Below are 15,856 nucleotides of genomic sequence, written 5' to 3'. Positions count from 1 at the left end.
CGAGCTGCTCAAGCGTTACAAAGAGTCACGCTTTTGACTTTGCCGCCTTACGCGCCTTGTTCGCTTCCTCGATTTCGGGTTCGAGCGACTTCAGGCTCTCGTAGATCTCTGCCAGAATTGTCTTCAGGTCCGAAATGTTCTTCGACGCGAAATCGCGCACCGCAACCTCCTCGAAGTGGATGGCGATCGGGATCAACTCTTCGACCAGTGTCCGCCCCTTCGGCGTGAGGTTGATCGCAACGGTGCGGCCGTTGTCCTTCAGCCGCGCGCGCGTGACGAGGCCACGCCGTTTCATCTCACCCACCAGCCGCGACAACGTCGATATCTCGATCGTCGTCATCGCAGCGAGATCGCCGAGCCGCTGATCGCCGGTTTCCCAAAGCGCGGCCATGACACGATACATCGGCAGGGTGACGCCGTAGCCGGCAATGCGCCTGGAAAACAGCTCACCCATCTGCACGCCGACGCGGTTGAGCAAATAGGGAAAGGAATTTGTCAGCCTGTACAGGGTCTTGCTTCCTGGCTTGGTGCAACTTTTGCAATCTTCCAATAACCGGATGCCAATCGTTTTTCAAGGCAATTGTTGCATTTGAAAATTTCCGCTTGACCGATATTTGCAAATGCAATTATTGTTCGAGAAAATTAAGCCGCCGGACAAGAGCGGATTTCAGTGGAGGAAACCATGTCGCTGGATTCGGCATCCGACGAATTGCGAGAAACGTTCAAGCGCGCGTTGCGGCGATTTCCCGCGGCGGTGTCGGTCATTACATCGGCCGATCAGGATCGCCGGCACGGGATGACGGCGACCGCCGTGACATCGCTGTCGCTTGATCCCCCTTCCCTGATCGTCTGCATCAACCAGGCAACGCTGCTGCATGACATCATGCTGCTGGCACGCCGGTTTTGCGTCAACGTGCTGCGCCGCGATCAGGTCCCGCTTTCATCCGCCTTCAGCGGCGCGCTCCCGGCCGAAGAACGGTTCGGGCTCGGCGACTGGATGACTTCGGCCGAGGGCGTCACCTACCTCGCCGACGCGCAGATCAACATCTTTTGCAAGAAGGCGGCCGCCGTGCCCTACGGCACGCACACGATCTTCATCGGCGAAGCCGAGACCGTGAACGTGCGCGATCCGATCGAGCCGCTGATCTACCAGGATGCGACCTACTGTTTCTCGGTGCCGCACGACAGCCAGGCTGCGTGAACCCGCGCCCGCCCCCTGACCGCCTTTCAACCCATCGAAGACATGGAGCAAACCAATGGTATCAGTCGCCCAGTTGAAGGACGTGCCGCCCGCGCCGGCGCCTCGTCCTGATATTGCCGAGTTGCGGAGCCGCGTGGCGCAGATTGCGCCGCAAATCAAAGCGCGCGCCCACAACACGGAAAAGGCCGGCCGCGTTCCGGAAGAGAACATCATTGCCCTGCGAAACATCGACTATTTCGACATCGTCAAGCCGGCGATGTTCGGCGGCTACGAGCACGATTTCGACGTGCTGGTCGAACTGAACATCGAGCTTGCGAAAAGCTGCGCGTCGACGGCATGGGTCGGCGGCCTGCTCGCGGCCCATCAATGGCTGATCGCGGGATTTCCCGAACAAGCGCAGCGCGACGTCTGGGACAGCAATTCCGACGCAGTAGCCTGCGGCTCCTACGCGCCGGCCGCCAAGGCGATCGAGGTCGACGGCGGCTATCGCCTGACCGGGCGCTGGTCGTTTGCCAGCGGCTGCGATAATGCGCAATGGTCGCTGTGCGCGGCGCTGTTGCCGTCGAAAACCGAGAGCGGCCAGTTTGCGCCAGCCTTCCTGCTGGTCCCCGCTTCCGACTACGTCATCGACGACACCTGGAATGTCGTCGGCCTCAGCGGCACCGGCAGCAAGACGCTGGTGCTGAATGACGTGTTCGTGCCGGCGCACCGCCTGCTGTCCTTCGCCGACACCACGTCGGGAACGACGCCGGGCGCCGCGCTCTATGCCGCCAACCCCACCTTCGCGATCCCGATGCTGTCGAATATTCCGTCGTGCCTTGCATCGGCCGCCGTTGGCGCGGCGGCCGGCGCGCTGGAAGACTATCTTGCCGTCACCTCCAAGCGGATCACCCGCGGCGCGGTGGCCGGCCACAACAATCGCATGGCGGATTTCCCGACCATCCAGTTGCGCGTTGCGGAAGCGACCGCCTCGGTCGACGCGGCGCGCGAAGTGCTGCTGCGCGATCTCAGGGATCGTGCGACGGCGATCCGCGACCACAAGCCGGTCTCGATCGAGGATCGCATCGTCAGCCGCCGCGGCCAGGCCTTTTCGGTCGCACTGGCCATTCGCGCCACTGAAGCGTTGAACGCCTCGACCGGCGGGCTCGGCCTTGATCTTTCCAACCCGGTGCAGCGCGCCTGGCGCGACGCCAATGCCGTCGGCCGCCACATCAGCATGAACTGGGATGCCGTCGGCACCATGTACGGCCAGCTCGCGCTCGGGCTGACCCCGCAAGGACAGTACTAAGGCCAAGACTAATCACCATCAGACATCAGCGAGGACAACATGCAGGGCAAGATCGCACTAGAAGAACACTTCGCCATTCCGGACACGCTGATGGATTCGGCGGGCTTCGTCCCGGACTCTTATTGGCCGGAGCTGAAGGAGCGCCTGCTGGATATCCAGGACAAGCGGCTGGCGCAGATGGATCGGCACGGCGTCGAGATGATGATCCTGTCGCTGAACGCGCCTGCCGTGCAGGCGATTCCTGACGTTGCACGCGCCAATGAGATTGCAATCCGGGCCAATGATTTCCTCGCCGAGCAGGTCGCCAAGCGCCCATCGCGCTTTCAGGCGTTTGCCGCGCTGCCGATGCAGGATCCGGATCTTGCGATCACAGAACTCGAGCGCTGCATCAAAACGCTCGGCTTCCGCGGCGCGCTGGTGAACGGCTTCTCGCAGATCGACGGCAAGAAGCCACTCTATTACGACCTGCCGCAATACTGGCCGTTCTGGGCAGCGGTCGAGAAGACCGGCCTGCCCTTCTACCTGCACCCGCGTAATCCGCTGCCGGAGGATTGCGCGATCTACGAAGGACATCCGTGGCTGATGGGCCCGACCTGGGCGTTCGGACAGGAGACGGCCGTTCATGCGTTGCGCCTGATGGGATCGGGTCTGTTCGATGCCCATCCGAAACTCAAGATCATCCTGGGTCACATGGGTGAAGGCCTGCCCTACAGCATGTGGCGCGTCGATCATCGCAACGGCTGGGTCAAGGCGCCGCCGAAGCACAAGGCGAAGAAGAAGATCTGCGAGTACTTCAACGCCAACTTCTTCCTGACCACTTCGGGGAATTTCCGCACCCAAACGCTGATCGACTCCATTCTCGAGATCGGAGCGGACCGCATTCTGTTCTCGGTTGACTGGCCGTTCGAAAATGTCGATCACGCCTCCGACTGGTTCAACAGCGCCAGCATCAGCGAGAACGATCGCCTGAAGATCGGACGACGCAATGCGATCGACCTGTTCAAGCTCGATCTCGGCCAATCCGTTGTGGCCGAACCGAGCATCCATCAAGCCGCGGAATAAGCGGTCTCACACCACACGAACATCATCTTGGGAGGGGAACGACCATGAGCACGCAGGTAATCGATCTTCACGAAGAACTCGCCGAAGCAAAGGTGGGAAAGTTTCACTGGCGCCTCGGCGCCATGATGGGACTGCTCACGCTGTTTGACGGATATGACACGTTCAATCCGGCCTACGTCATCCATTACGTCGCAAAACCGTGGGGCCTTCAGGCCGGCCAGGCCGGACTATTGATCTCCAGCGGCCTCGTCGGATTTCTGATCGGCGCTGCGATCCACGGCATCATCGCCGACCGTCTCGGGCGCCGCGGCACCTTGCTCGGAGGCCTCTGGATCACCAGCATCTTTACGCTGCTTACCGCGACGTCGGCGGATTCGTTTCTGTCGTTCTGCGTCCTGCGCGTCCTGACCGGCATCGGCCTCGGCGTGCTGCTGCCGCTTGCGACCACCTACATCAACGAGCTGGCGCCGCGACGCGTCGCCAACACGTTCGCGCTGTGGGGCGTTGCGCTCGGCTGGGCGCTTGGCGGGACGCTCGCCGGTGTAGCCGGAGTGTTTGCGACGCCGGCCTTCGGCTGGACGTCGTTGTACTGGATCGGGTCGCTGTCGTTCCTGCTGCTTCCCTTCATGCACTTCATGTTACCGGAATCACCGAAATTCCTTGCCCTTCAAGGCCGCGTCGACGAAATCCGCGACATGCTCAGCAAGCTTCGGCCCGAGCGAGCCAGTGTCTACAAGTCCGCCGAATTTCCGGTTGGGCAGTCCGAAAAGCCGGTCAACTCGGTGGCGGTGCTGCTGCAGGCCAAGTATCGCCGGACCACGTTCGCGATCTGGGCGTCGGCGTTCCTCAGCCTGTTCTGCATCTTCGGCCTGTCGGGGTGGATTCCGACCGTGATGATGCAGCGCGGAGAAACCTTCGCGGCAAGCTTCGGCTTCGGCGCGCTGATGCAGATCATGTCGTTCGTCGGCGCTCTCGTGCTTGGGCATCTGGTCGACAAGCACGGCAGCAGCCGAGGGCTGATTGCAACCTGGTGGGCGATCGGCGGCGTCGCGGTGCTCTCGCTCGTGGTGCTGAATGATCACATCGTCAACATCACCTCGGTCGCGGCCGCCGGCTTCTTCATCATCGGCGCGCAGTTCGTGCTGAACAACTTTACCGCGGCTTCCTACGAGACCGGCGTTCGCGCCACCGCGGTTGGAATGGAACTTGGGGTCGCGCGCGTCGGCGCCATTCTCGGCCCGTTCGTCGCCGGCGCGCTGCAACAGATCTACCAGAGCCCGACGCCGATGTTCCTGTCGATAGGCATCTCGGCGATCGCGGCCGGAGGCATCATCCTGCTGGCCCGGCGGCCGGCGGGCATGCCCGCAAGCAGCCTTGAAGAGACCGCCGGCTTGCGCAAGGTTGCACAGCCCGCCTCTTGAGGCGGGGTGTCGATGCGGAAAGTCCGGCTCCGGCAGCGATCTGATCCCGGAGCCGGCCATTTCGTCCGCAAGGAGCGGCCATGCAAGACTTCGTCTATCAGAGCGCGCCGATGCGGGTGGTGTTCGGCACCGGCACGCTGCGTCAATTGCCCGACGAATTGTCCCGTCTCGGCATCAGCCGCGCCCTAGTGCTGGCGACCCCGCGACAGAAAGACCTCGTCGCCAGTATTCGGGAGATGACAGGTGAACGCTTCGCCGGCGTCTTTACGGGCGCCGTCATGCATACGCCCGTTGAGGTGACGGAACGGGCCATGGAAACCGTGCGCGATGCGCGGGCCGATTGCATCGTCGCGCTCGGCGGTGGCTCGACCACCGGCCTCGGCAAGGCGATAGCTTTACGCACCGACCTGCCGCAAATCGTGCTGCCTACCAGCTACGCCGGCTCCGAGATGACGCCGGTCGTCGGCCAGACCAGCGACGGGATCAAGACCACGCAGTCGAGCCCGAAAATTCTTCCCGAGACCGTCATCTACGACGTCGACCTTACCATGACGATGCCTCCGGCATTGTCCGCGACATCGGGCATCAACGCCATCGCGCATGCGGTCGAGGCGCTCTACGCGCGAGATCGCAACCCCGTGATATTGCTGATGGCACAGGAGGGCATCCGCACGCTGGCGCATGCGCTGCCGATAATTTGCGCCCAGCCAAACGACAAGACCGCGCGCACCGAGGCGCTCTATGGCGCCTGGCTCTCTGGCATCTGCCTCGGCGCCGTCGGCATGGCGCTGCATCACAAGCTCTGCCATACGCTCGGTGGGTCATTCAACCTGCCGCACGCGGAAACCCACACCGTGATTCTCCCGCACGCCCTCGCCTACAACGCGCCCGCCGCGCCCGAAGCGATGACGCGGATCGCCACAGCACTCGGCGTGCCCGACGCCGCGCTCGGCCTCCACGACCTGGCGCGAAAGCTTGCAGCACCTGCATCGCTGCGCGAGATCGGTATGCCTGAGAGCGGTATCGACCAGGCCGCCGACCTCGCCGTGAAGAACCCGTACTGGAATCCGCGCGAAATCGAGCGAGAGGCAATTCGCGAATTGATCGCGCGCGCCTGGCGCGGCGACGCGCCGCAAACTACCTCCGCGATCCCCTAAAGAGAACATCGACATGCGCAACTTTGACGAAGCCACCATCACCGACGCCGTCCTGCAGCGTGTCAGGGCCGCGAAGGACGATCGTATCAGGCAGGTCAGCGAGGCGCTCGTGCGCCATATGCATGCGTTCGTCCGGGAGATCGAACCCACGCAAACGGAATGGGAAGCCGGCATCGATTTCCTGACCCGCACCGGCCAGATGTGCGACGACAAGCGGCATGAATTCATCCTGCTGTCCGATACGCTCGGCGTCTCCATGCTGGTCGATGCCATCAACCATCGGACACCGGAGGGCGCGACCGAGACGACCGTGCTCGGACCGTTTTACGTGCAGCGCGCGCCCGAGCATCCGCTGGGCGCGGATATCTCCGGCACCATGGAAGGCGCGCCGCTATTGGTCACCGGCACCGTATCGGCCGCTGGCGGAAAACCACTCGCCGGCGCCGTGGTGGACGTCTGGCATTCGGACAATGACGGCTATTACGACGTTCAGCAGCTCGATGAGATCGGCGATCTTGCGATGCGCGCGCGGTTTCGCACCGATGAAAACGGCCGGTTCTGGTTCTGGTCAATCAAGCCGGCGGCCTATCCGATCCCGCATGACGGGCCGGTCGGCAAAATGCTCGAGGCGCAAGGCCGTCACCCCTGGCGCCCGGCCCATGTCCATTTCATGATTGCCGCTCCCGGACACCAGACGCTGGTGACGCATGTGTTCGCCGCGGGCGATCCATACCTGGACTCCGATGTCGTCTTCGGCGTCAAGGACAGCCTGATCCGGGAATTCGCCGGCATGCCGGCCGGAACGGCAGTGGTTGGCCGCGAGATGGCGCAGCCTTACTATCATCTGAACTATGATTTCGGACTAAAGGCGAATTCGGAAGCGCGCCGTACCGGAGAACGCGCCGCTTAGGATTTTAGTATTGACGCGTTTTCTTCACGCGAAGTGGTATCCACTTCGCTTGAAAACGCTATGGCGCTTATGCCGCGACCAACGCCGCCGCGCGGTCCTCGACCAATGCGATTGCATCGCGCAGCACGTCGACGCCGGCGCCCGGCTTGACGCCCTTCTCTGCCAGATGGCGGCGGAAGGCACGCGCGCCGGGCACGCCGTGAAACGCGCCGACGAAATGCCGCGTCATCGAATGCAGCCGCGAGCCCTGCGCCAACTGATCTTCGATGTAAGGAAACATCGCTTCGAAGACGTCCTTCATGGTGGCGTATGGTGCCGCCTCGCCGAACAATTCCGGATCGACGTCGAGCAAACGCCACGGCTCCTGGTACGCCGCCCGCCCCAGCATCACGCCGTCGACATGGGCGAGGTGCCGCGCAGCCTCCGCAATACTGCCGATGCCGCCATTGATGATGACGGGGACATCCGGCAGCGCGGCCTTGAGCCGGTAGACCCTGTCGTAATCGAGCGGCGGAATATCTCGGTTTTCCTTCGGCGACAATCCGTTGAGCCACGCTTTTCGGGCATGCACGACCAGCGCATCCGCGCCGGCTGCGACCACGCCGCGCGCCAGCACGTCGAGCGCAATTTCCGGATCCTGGTCGTCGATGCCGATCCGGCATTTGACGGTGACGGGAATATTGACCGCGCGCTTCATGGCCGCCACGCCATCGGCAACCAGCGCCGGCTCCGCCATCAGGCAGGCGCCGAAGCGGCCGTCCTTCACCCTGTCGGACGGACAGCCGACATTGAGATTGATCTCGTCATAGCCAAAGTCCTCGCCGATCTTCGCAGCGGTGGCGAGATCGCGCGGATCGGACCCGCCCAGCTGCAACGCCACGGGATGCTCGCTCGTATCGAAGCCGAGCAGCCGTTTCCGGTCGCCATGAATAATGGCCCCGGTCGTCAGCATCTCCGTGTAAAGCCGCGCGCGCCGGCTCATCAGACGGTGGAACACGCGGCAATGCCGGTCGGTCCAATCCATCATGGGCGCGACGGAAAAACTCCAGTAATTACAAGTACTTGGCCCGGTCAATGAAAGTATTCCTAAAGTCGTAAGACCCTGATCTGTCACGCTTTTATTTAGGGCGGAAATCATTGGCCGCCAGCGGTACAGATTTTCTGTACAGCGCGAGCGCAATCTGTACCAGAGCTAAGAGATTGGCCGCGTTTTGCTTTTCTTTTTGACAGTCGGCAATGCCAGTCTGTCCCGTCGGCCGGAAATGCCGTGATTCTCTCTGGGTGATACAACAAATCGTACCACCTCGGCGGGCAAGTATTTACAAGGGGCCGAATACTTTCGGTGGAAAGAATAGATGACTCGGTGCCCGCTATGACGGTGATATTCCCACACCTCAACGACGAGAAGCTTGCGCCCTTTTTGGCTCCGTTCGGCCGCATGATGTTCGGCTACGGCCGCGCGATGGTCGCGCTTCGCGAGGTCGCCCTGATGGTGCTAAGCGACGAGGAAAAGGCCGTCAGGTTCATGCTCAGGGTCAAGAGCCACATAATCGTGGAGAAATTCCACGAGCTGTGCACGCCAACTTTCGCGCCAGATCAGCTCAACGAGTTTCTTGGCTATTGCGAGAAGCTGGCCGAACTAAACCACCGCCGGAACATGATCGTTCACGGCGAGTGGTGGTTCGATGTGTTCGAGCGCGGCAGCTTCGTGGTTCGCGACTGGGACCGCGATGAAGGCGGCCCAGTTCACGATGAAACCGTCACGCCCGAAAGCCTCGACCTGCTCGCTGGGGAGTATGACGAGGTGAGCAGCAATATCGACATGTTCAGCTATCGGCCAAACGCGGACTAAACTGCAGACGCTGCGCCGGCTGGTTGTCGTTCGCGTGGCTCGTTGTCGTTGGCTGCAAGAATTCTGAATGCTGCAGCAGCCACCGCTGGAAGCTGGCCGTTTCCAATGGCTTTAAGTCGGTCCCCTTCCGGCCACGCCATCAGCCACTCGAATGCACCCGGGCTCACTCCCCCAAAGACGCTCACCCAGACCCTGCAGCAGTGGTGCTTCTGCATTGATGGAGCGCAAAAATTAGCTGTGATAAAAACAACAGGAATCCGCGAGGTGCGCTGATCCGCCATCATGCGTGCGGCGACTTGAAGCCCATCAAGATCAGGCATGCGCACATCAAGAACGACAACCGCAAAGTCGTTCTCGCGCGCGCAGCGCAATACCTCCCATCCGGATCGCGCCTGGACAATCTCGCGGTCTGGGGCCGCCAGGATCGCGTCGAGGGCCTTCAAATTCTGCGGATCATCGTCGGCGATCAGGATTTTGGGTTTCGCGGCCAGATCGCTCGCTTGATACAAGATCCGCGGCGCCGAAGTTTCGATCAGCATTCGGCGCAGCTCCCACCGGAAATAACGCAGACCCGCCCAACCGAACGCCGGATTGCAAAGACGGGATCGAATAGCAGTGCGGCGTTACAGACAACCACGATGACAGCCGATTTCAGAAAGCGACATCGTCGCTCGATGAACCTGTCTATCAATCGTGGAGAGACTAAGATCATTCGTCAGCAGGCATAAAAGTATTTTCGAACGGCTCAATGCCAAGTTGCGCAAGCATGGAGTAATCGCGACGTGCCCTTTTGGTTCCAGCGCTTGACGCACAGCGCGAGCGAAAACGCGCTTGCGGGTTTGTGACAAATGTATTTCGCGGGCGCGGACGTCATTGAGGGCGTTGGTCAGCTTCGCGTCAGAAATGATCGGCAACATCTTGCGGAAGTCGAATTCGCGATCTTGATGTTCGCACCGAGACGAGAGAACGCGCGTCGTTGCACAATCCAAGCGTACATCGCTCAATGGCCCATCCCGCGAAGCGTGGATGACGGTCAGGGGTCCTTTCCGCGAGTTCGCGAAACTCGTCGGGAACGGAACGAGAGGGTCTGCTCACATTGGCTGTCGCATGATTTTTCTTGGTCTCCCGGTGCACACATCGTGCACACGCCGGCTTCTAACTATTTGAAAAACTTGAATTCTCGTTCCAATCCATCATGGGCAAGTTTGAGCTACGTCCAGCCAGCTGGAGATGGCAAAATCCAAGATGGGGCCGCAACGAGCACTTTGCGCCAGAAGCGAACGAACCGATCTGCCGGCATTGCTTCGCTCCAGACGGTGCCGATCTCCACTACGTCAGCAGCCTCGAACAGAGCCTTCGTCCCGGCCGCGTCGTACAAAGTCTGTCCTTCGTCAAGCCGTCGCTTCTGTTCGGCCTCCTTATGCCCTCATACTGCGATGAGCTGCATCAGCCGGGTGCGGTCGGCCTCAACGCCTGCCTCGCCGCTGAATACGATCTTTCCGCGTTCGACCACATGGAAGCGGTCGGCGACCGACAGGGCCTGATGCACATTTTGCTCGACGAGCAACACGATTGCTCCTCGATTGCGCAGTTCCCGCACGATTGCGAAGACTTCTGCAACGATCATCGGTGCCAGACCTTCGCTTGGCTCGTCGATCAACACGAGACGCGGCTCACCGACCATGACCCGCGCCATTGCCAGCATCTGTTGTTCGCCTCCGGAGAGTGTCGTGCCGAGCTGATGCCGTCGCTCGCCCAGTCGGGGGAAACGATTATAAATCGCGTCAATCGCACGGCACTCGTCCTGTTTCGGACGTCCCCTCACCTGCAACAGGCCTAGCGACAGATTTTCCTCAACGGTTAGCCCTGGAAAGATGCGGCGGTCCTCCGGCACAAAGCCGACGCCAGCATGGCAGATGCGATCGGGTGAAAGGCCGCAAAGTCCATGCTCACCGAGCATGACCGTGCCGTCGCTCGCTGTCACCCAACCGGCGATGGTCTTGAGCAATGTCGTCTTGCCGACGCCGTTGCGCCCAAAGATGCCGATGACTTCACCGGGCCTGGCGTCGAGATCAATGCCTTGGATGATGTGACTGAGGCCGTAGTGGGAGTGTAATCCTCGAATGGTTAGCATGTCAGTGATGCCCGAAATATGCGGCCTGGACGACCGGATCAGATCGCACGACCTTCGGAGGACCCTCGGCCAGCTTGCGGCCTTGATGCATGACGACGACATGGTCCGACAGGTTCATCACAAGGCCGATATCGTGCTCGATGAGCAGGACGGTCACGTCTTCGGTCAGGCCACGCACAAGGGCGGCCGTGTCCTGCGTATCGGCATGGCTCATGCCCTGTGTCGGCTCGTCGAGCAGCAAGAGCTTGGGCTCGGATGCGAGGCAGACTGCTATTTCCAGCCGACGCTGGTCCCCGTGCGAGAGATTGCCAGCAAGCTCGTCGCGGCGATGCGCAAGTCTGAAGCGCTCAAGCATTCTCTCCGTCTTCTCCATCGCGCGACGCGAGCGGCGGATCGGCAAGAAGGCGTGCGTTGGTGGTTCAAGTAACTGCGCAGCGAGCCGCAGATTTTCCGCGACGGTTAGCTCGAAGAAAAGGTTAGTGATCTGGAACGAGCGGGAGAGACCCGCGGCTTTTTTCTGCTCGGCAGAACCGCGTGTCATCTCGACGCCGTCGATCATGACCTTTCCGTTTCTGGGCGTCAGCGCTCCGCTGATCAGGTTGAACAAGGTCGACTTGCCGGCGCCGTTGGGACCGATGATCGTGGTAATGCGATGGCGCTCAACGGAAAAGCTCACATCGTCGACGGCCTTGAGACCGCCGAATGAGATGCCGAGACCACGGACGTCGAGAACAGGCGGAATCACGACGCGCTCCGGGATTTGGCGATCGCGGGGGAGACCGCGGAGGCGGTGACTTCCTGAGACGGCACTCGGACAATTCGGCGCTCTATCCATGGCCTTGAGAAGCCGACGAGTCCCTTCGGCAGGAACATCACACAGAGCATGAACAGCAGACCGATGACGATGAGATGATGCTCCGTCCAGCTGCCGATGATCGATTTCAGGATGACGAGCAGCACCGCGCCGTAGATCGCGCCGATGAGCGTACCGACGCCCCCGAGGATCACCGAGATCACCGCATTCCCGGAAGTGGCGAAGAACATCAGCTCTGGCGAGACAAAACCCCGCAGCACCGGATAGAGCGCGCCAGACAGGCCGGCCACGAGTCCTGCGAAGACATAGACCGCCATACGCGCCCGCCACACCGAATAACCGAGGAAGGGCACTCGCCTCTCGTTGGCTTTCAGGGCCGTCAGCACCCGGCCGAAGGGCGTCTCCAGCAAATAGGCACTAAGTCCATACAGTCCCATGATGATGGCCAGCACGATCAGAAAGAATCCGACGGGATTGCCAGCCGAGATCGCGAAAGGGCCGAATTGGATCTGGACGACGGGAATGCCGATCATGCCGTCAGAGGCACCCAGTTCGCGCGTGTTGTAGACGACCTTGGCCACGACCTGCGCCATGCCAAAGGTGATGAGGGCGAAATATACACCGCGGACCCGGTTGGCGATCAGACCGCCGATCGTGGCGGCAACGAGCGTCGCAAGACCTGCGGCAGCCATGGCCAGCCAGAAGGAGGGAACAGTCATCAAGGTCAGGGCCGAAACATAGGCGCCGATACCAAAGTAAAGCGCCTGCCCCAGCGACAGCGCGCCCGAATAGCCGAGAAGAAGGTCGACTGACAGAGCGAGACCCGCGAAGATCAGCGCTTCAGTACCGAGGCGGAGGTAAAAACTGTCGTCCAATGCAGCGCCAAGGGCCGCAAGGCACAACGCCGCCGCGAGAAGCAGAATCGCGAGTACATGGCTCGCACGCATGGAGATAGCGAGCCGATCAAGCATGTCCGAGCCTCCCGAACAGGCCTTGAGGGCGGACCATGAGGAAGACGACCATCGTGCCGAACACGATAGGATCCGTCCATATTGGCGATATGACGAGGCTCGCGAGCGCCTGCACCTGCGTCAGCAGCAGCCCGGCAAACACACACCCCCAGATCGAGCCCATTCCGCCGACGATGACGACACTGAAGGCAAGCAAGATGAAGTCCCGCCCCATGGTGGGAAAGACCGAATAGATCGGCGCGAGCAGCACGCCGGCGAGCCCGGCGAGCGCTACGCCGAAAGCGAAGGTTCCCGCATATACGATCGAGACCGGCACCCCCAGCGAGGCCGCCATATGGCGATCGAAGGCAGCTGCACGGACCATGGCGCCGAGGCGCGTGCGGTACACAACATAGGCGACGCCGCCGATGATCGCTGCTCCCACCGCGAGAAGGAAGAGACGGTAGTTTGGCACGAGAATTCCGAACCATTCCGTTGCGCCCGGAATGGGCGTCGGCGGGCGCTGCGTGTTCGCACCAAAGATCACTTTCAGCACGTCCTCGACAATGAGGCCCAGGCCAAAGGTAACGAGCAGCGTGGTGACGTGGCGGTCCTTCGAGTCGAAGACCGGTCGGATCAAAAGCCGCTCTGCCGCCATACCGAGGGGAATCATCAGGATCGGCACCAAGACCAGCAGAAACCAGAAGCCGATACCCGCGGCTCCGAGCGCCAGCGCTGCATAGGCTCCCACTGCATAGAATTCGCCGTGGCTCATGTTGATGACGTCGAGCATGCCGAAAATGATGGTGAGCCCCAGCGCAACAAGAACAACAGCAACGCCGAGCGTCAGACCGTTCAGGATCTGCGGTGCCAGCACAAATTGCAGATAGTCTATCGGTGACATGGACGTCGTCTCCAGAGATCGGATCCGCCCGCGCTCTCTCCCGGACTCACGGGACAGAGCGCGGCCGTTTCCTTTGGTTCAGAACCGTGTGCAGGCGTCGGGCCCGATCGCCTTGTCCGCTGGCACACTCGTGACGATGTCGAACTTCCCCTTGTTTACGCGCACCACATACATCGGCTGCATTGCCTGATGGTCACCGGCCCTGATCGTCTTCTCGCCCTGCGGCGTCTTCCAGGTCAGTCCCCTTAACGCATCGCGTACCTTGTCCGTATCGGTTGAGTCCGCCTTCTCGACCGACGCTTTGTAGGCAAAGAGGAGCCCGTAGCTGTCGGCGCCGTAGAGATCAGGATCGGCCTTGTTGGCGGCGCGGAACGCCTCAACGAACTTCTTGTTCGCGGGCGTATCAATCTGAGTCGAATAACCCACCCCGGTGGCAAAGCCCTCCGCCGCCGCCCCGATCGCGCCGATGTTCTGAGAGGTCACGGTGCCTGAGGCGCCAACGACTGTCAGGTTCGACAGCATGCCGAAATCCTGCAACTGGGTCAGCAGTCGCACCGTGTCGTTCCCGGCAACCGAAGTATAGACGACCTGCGGACGGGCAGCCCGAATCTGGCCGAAATACTGCGTGTAGTCCTTGGAATCAAGAGGCGCGAACACCTCGCCCATCGATTGGGCGCCGCTCTTTTCGGCGTTGGTCTTGAAGGCGGCGACGGTGGAACGACCCATTTCATAATCCGGCCCGAGATAGAATACCTTCGACTTCGGCTTCTCCTTCTCAAGCCAGGCGGCGAGCGCGACCGACTGCTGCTCGGCGCGAGCGTTCACGCGAAACATGTTCGGCGAACATTTGTCGCCGGTAATCGAGTCGGCGAAGGAGACGGTCGTAGCGGCAAGCCTATTGTTGCGCTCGGCGAGCTGCGCGACGGCGAGCGTCGACCCGGAGTTCACCGTGCCGGTGAGAAAGTCCACCTTCTCGACCTGGAAGAGCTTCTCGGCCTTCTGAACGGCAACAGCCGGGTTGGCTTCCTCGTCCTCGAAGATGAGCGTGATCTGCCGTCCCGCAATTCCGCCCGCCGCGTTGATATCCTTGGCAGCCAGCTCCAGTCCCCAGCGGACCTGCTGCCCAATCGGCGTATACGTGCCGGACAAGGGCGTGACCACGCCGACCTTGATCGGGCCGGACTGTGCAAATGCGGCACCTTGGAGCGCGGTGGTGGCGAGCAGCGCGCTCGCAGCGGCTAAAATACCAAACGGCTTCATATTCGTTCCCTCTATTGTTTGTTGTGAGAAATTTCGGCTCAAAGTGGCGCGCGGTGGTCGCCCACCACGCGCCAGAACAGTTCAACGGCCGATGAATCTGGGCGGACGCTTGGCGTTGAAGGCTTCGACGCCTTCCTTAAAGTCGTCCGACTGGCGCAGGCGGCTGTAGCAGTGCCCCTCAAGCTCAATCGCAATCGCCAGCGTCGAATCTTCGGTGTCGTTCAGGAGCTTCTTCGCCGTCCGCTGCGCTAACGGCGAGAAGGTGCGAAGCTCATCCACCAGCCTGTCGGTCGCTTTCTCAAGATCGCTGTCCGGAACGCATTCGGTCGCGATGCCCCACTCCAGCGCCTGCTTCGCCGAGATGCGCTTGGAACGCATGACGATATCCTTTGTGCGGGTGATGCCGACCATCTTCTGCAGCCGCGCCGAACCGCCCGATCCCGGGATCTGACCGAGTTTCTGCTCCGGCAGCGCGTATTGCGTGGTTTCCGACGCAATCCGGAAATCGCAGGCGAGCGAGAGTTCGAAGCCAACACCGAAACAATAGCCACGGTTGGCGACGATCACAGGCTTGGCGCAACGCGCCGGTGCTGCGATATTCCAGGCGAGCCTCGAGACGTGTTCGGGACTTGCCTCCATGAAACCGCCAATATTGCCGCCGCTGGAGAAGTGCTCTCCCTCTGACCGCACCACGATGATGCGAACGCGCGGATCCTCGTCGAGCGTCTCGAAGGTCAGCCGGAGCTGATCGCGCTGCGGCATCGCCACGATGTTATAGGGCGGACGGCCGAGTACGATGTCGGCACGCTCATGCGCTTCATCGATTTCGACCTTGAACCCGTCGAGCTTGCCAAGGCGGGGATCGGAGAACGTGTAAGATGACGGCATCTGTGCTTCCTTCTG

General features: G+C 61.3%; 17 protein-coding genes. 7 read left to right on the top strand and 10 right to left on the bottom strand.

The features are described from left to right. Nucleotides 1-25: 25 nt before the first annotated feature. Entirely contained in the window at nucleotides 26-454 is a 429-nt protein-coding gene (locus tag KIP88_RS06620) for a MarR family winged helix-turn-helix transcriptional regulator (RefSeq protein WP_214487046.1), read from the bottom strand. Nucleotides 455-682: 228 nt separating this feature from the next. On the opposite strand from KIP88_RS06620, the gene KIP88_RS06615 reads away from it, so the two are divergent. The 6 genes from KIP88_RS06615 to KIP88_RS06590 all read left to right on the top strand — a co-directional run bounded on the left by KIP88_RS06615 (nucleotide 683) and on the right by KIP88_RS06590 (nucleotide 7,039). Next, entirely contained in the window at nucleotides 683-1,201 is a 519-nt protein-coding gene (locus KIP88_RS06615) for a flavin reductase family protein (protein WP_212420528.1), read from the top strand. 55 nt (nucleotides 1,202-1,256) lie between these two features. Then, nucleotides 1,257-2,489 carry an acyl-CoA dehydrogenase family protein gene (locus tag KIP88_RS06610; protein ID WP_214487045.1) on the top strand — a complete coding sequence of 411 codons (1,233 nt, stop codon included), beginning with the start codon at nucleotides 1,257-1,259 and terminating at the stop codon, nucleotides 2,487-2,489. A 39-nt stretch (nucleotides 2,490-2,528) separates the two neighbouring features. Continuing rightward, nucleotides 2,529-3,551, top strand: a complete 1,023-nt coding sequence (locus KIP88_RS06605; RefSeq protein ID WP_214487044.1) for an amidohydrolase family protein — start codon at nucleotides 2,529-2,531, stop codon at nucleotides 3,549-3,551. Nucleotides 3,552-3,595: 44 nt separating this feature from the next. Further along, a complete protein-coding gene (locus KIP88_RS06600) occupies nucleotides 3,596-4,972 on the top strand; it encodes an MFS transporter (RefSeq protein WP_214487043.1) in 1,377 nt (458 codons plus the stop codon). Nucleotides 4,973-5,052: 80 nt separating this feature from the next. Beyond that, the gene (locus KIP88_RS06595; protein ID WP_214487042.1) at nucleotides 5,053-6,129 is read left to right on the top strand and encodes a maleylacetate reductase; all 1,077 of its coding nucleotides are present in this window, start codon (nucleotides 5,053-5,055) and stop codon (nucleotides 6,127-6,129) included. A 13-nt stretch (nucleotides 6,130-6,142) separates the two neighbouring features. Then, nucleotides 6,143-7,039 (top strand): intradiol ring-cleavage dioxygenase, encoded by an 897-nt coding sequence (locus tag KIP88_RS06590; RefSeq protein ID WP_214487041.1) that lies wholly within the window; start codon nucleotides 6,143-6,145, stop codon nucleotides 7,037-7,039. A gap of 67 nt (nucleotides 7,040-7,106) precedes the next feature. Here KIP88_RS06590 and dusA read toward each other — a convergent pair whose 3' ends face one another. Beyond that, nucleotides 7,107-8,114, bottom strand: coding sequence for a tRNA dihydrouridine(20/20a) synthase DusA (gene dusA / locus KIP88_RS06585; protein WP_283848491.1), 1,008 nt, complete (start codon nucleotides 8,112-8,114; stop codon nucleotides 7,107-7,109). 297 nt (nucleotides 8,115-8,411) lie between these two features. Here dusA and KIP88_RS06580 point away from each other — a divergent pair, with 297 nt between their 5' ends. Continuing rightward, a complete protein-coding gene (locus KIP88_RS06580; RefSeq protein ID WP_214487039.1) occupies nucleotides 8,412-8,891 on the top strand; it encodes a hypothetical protein in 480 nt (159 codons plus the stop codon). Here KIP88_RS06580 and KIP88_RS06575 read toward each other — a convergent pair. The 8 genes from KIP88_RS06575 to KIP88_RS06540 all read right to left on the bottom strand — a co-directional run bounded on the left by KIP88_RS06575 (nucleotide 8,888) and on the right by KIP88_RS06540 (nucleotide 15,841). Further along, the gene (locus tag KIP88_RS06575; RefSeq protein WP_214487038.1) at nucleotides 8,888-9,430 is read right to left on the bottom strand and encodes a two-component system response regulator; all 543 of its coding nucleotides are present in this window, start codon (nucleotides 9,428-9,430) and stop codon (nucleotides 8,888-8,890) included. The two genes, KIP88_RS06580 and KIP88_RS06575, sit on opposite strands and share 4 nt — an antisense overlap. An 84-nt stretch (nucleotides 9,431-9,514) precedes the next feature. After that, nucleotides 9,515-9,895 (bottom strand): hypothetical protein, encoded by a 381-nt coding sequence (locus tag KIP88_RS06570; protein WP_214487037.1) that lies wholly within the window; start codon nucleotides 9,893-9,895, stop codon nucleotides 9,515-9,517. Between the two features lie 422 nt (nucleotides 9,896-10,317). Then, entirely contained in the window at nucleotides 10,318-11,025 is a 708-nt protein-coding gene (locus tag KIP88_RS06565; protein ID WP_214487036.1) for an ABC transporter ATP-binding protein, read from the bottom strand. Between the two features lies 1 nt (nucleotide 11,026). Next, nucleotides 11,027-11,770: an ABC transporter ATP-binding protein gene (locus KIP88_RS06560; RefSeq protein WP_308163272.1), complete on the bottom strand. Its 744-nt coding sequence runs from the start codon at nucleotides 11,768-11,770 to the stop codon at nucleotides 11,027-11,029. Beyond that, nucleotides 11,767-12,810, bottom strand: a complete 1,044-nt coding sequence (locus tag KIP88_RS06555) for a branched-chain amino acid ABC transporter permease (RefSeq protein ID WP_214487035.1) — start codon at nucleotides 12,808-12,810, stop codon at nucleotides 11,767-11,769. The genes KIP88_RS06560 and KIP88_RS06555 overlap by 4 nt, the downstream gene beginning before the upstream one ends. Further along, nucleotides 12,803-13,693: a branched-chain amino acid ABC transporter permease gene (locus KIP88_RS06550; protein WP_214487034.1), complete on the bottom strand. Its 891-nt coding sequence runs from the start codon at nucleotides 13,691-13,693 to the stop codon at nucleotides 12,803-12,805. The genes KIP88_RS06555 and KIP88_RS06550 overlap by 8 nt, the downstream gene beginning before the upstream one ends. Before the next feature lie 78 nt (nucleotides 13,694-13,771). Then, nucleotides 13,772-14,953, bottom strand: coding sequence for an ABC transporter substrate-binding protein (locus KIP88_RS06545; RefSeq protein ID WP_214487033.1), 1,182 nt, complete (start codon nucleotides 14,951-14,953; stop codon nucleotides 13,772-13,774). An 81-nt stretch (nucleotides 14,954-15,034) separates the two neighbouring features. Beyond that, on the bottom strand, nucleotides 15,035-15,841 hold the full coding sequence (locus KIP88_RS06540) for an enoyl-CoA hydratase/isomerase family protein (protein WP_214487032.1): 807 nt from the start codon (nucleotides 15,839-15,841) through the stop codon (nucleotides 15,035-15,037). Nucleotides 15,842-15,856: the final 15 nt, after the last annotated feature.

The organism is Bradyrhizobium sp. SRL28, from assembly GCF_018596315.1.
Lineage (GTDB): Bacteria > Pseudomonadota > Alphaproteobacteria > Rhizobiales > Xanthobacteraceae > Bradyrhizobium.
This window is presented reverse-complemented; position numbering and strand designations above follow the sequence as displayed.

Coding starts and splice junctions, on each gene's coding strand:
- KIP88_RS06565 (WP_214487036.1), bottom strand. CDS start 11,025: ATGCTAACCATTCGAGGATTACACTCCCACTACGGCCTCAGTCACATC.
- KIP88_RS06605 (WP_214487044.1), top strand. CDS start 2,529: ATGCAGGGCAAGATCGCACTAGAAGAACACTTCGCCATTCCGGACACG.
- KIP88_RS06600 (WP_214487043.1), top strand. CDS start 3,596: ATGAGCACGCAGGTAATCGATCTTCACGAAGAACTCGCCGAAGCAAAG.
- KIP88_RS06615 (WP_212420528.1), top strand. CDS start 683: ATGTCGCTGGATTCGGCATCCGACGAATTGCGAGAAACGTTCAAGCGC.
- KIP88_RS06580 (WP_214487039.1), top strand. CDS start 8,412: ATGACGGTGATATTCCCACACCTCAACGACGAGAAGCTTGCGCCCTTT.
- KIP88_RS06540 (WP_214487032.1), bottom strand. CDS start 15,841: ATGCCGTCATCTTACACGTTCTCCGATCCCCGCCTTGGCAAGCTCGAC.
- KIP88_RS06555 (WP_214487035.1), bottom strand. CDS start 12,810: ATGCTTGATCGGCTCGCTATCTCCATGCGTGCGAGCCATGTACTCGCG.
- KIP88_RS06595 (WP_214487042.1), top strand. CDS start 5,053: ATGCAAGACTTCGTCTATCAGAGCGCGCCGATGCGGGTGGTGTTCGGC.
- KIP88_RS06590 (WP_214487041.1), top strand. CDS start 6,143: ATGCGCAACTTTGACGAAGCCACCATCACCGACGCCGTCCTGCAGCGT.
- KIP88_RS06545 (WP_214487033.1), bottom strand. CDS start 14,953: ATGAAGCCGTTTGGTATTTTAGCCGCTGCGAGCGCGCTGCTCGCCACC.
- KIP88_RS06610 (WP_214487045.1), top strand. CDS start 1,257: ATGGTATCAGTCGCCCAGTTGAAGGACGTGCCGCCCGCGCCGGCGCCT.
- KIP88_RS06620 (WP_214487046.1), bottom strand. CDS start 454: ATGGGTGAGCTGTTTTCCAGGCGCATTGCCGGCTACGGCGTCACCCTG.
- KIP88_RS06550 (WP_214487034.1), bottom strand. CDS start 13,693: ATGTCACCGATAGACTATCTGCAATTTGTGCTGGCACCGCAGATCCTG.
- KIP88_RS06575 (WP_214487038.1), bottom strand. CDS start 9,430: ATGCTGATCGAAACTTCGGCGCCGCGGATCTTGTATCAAGCGAGCGAT.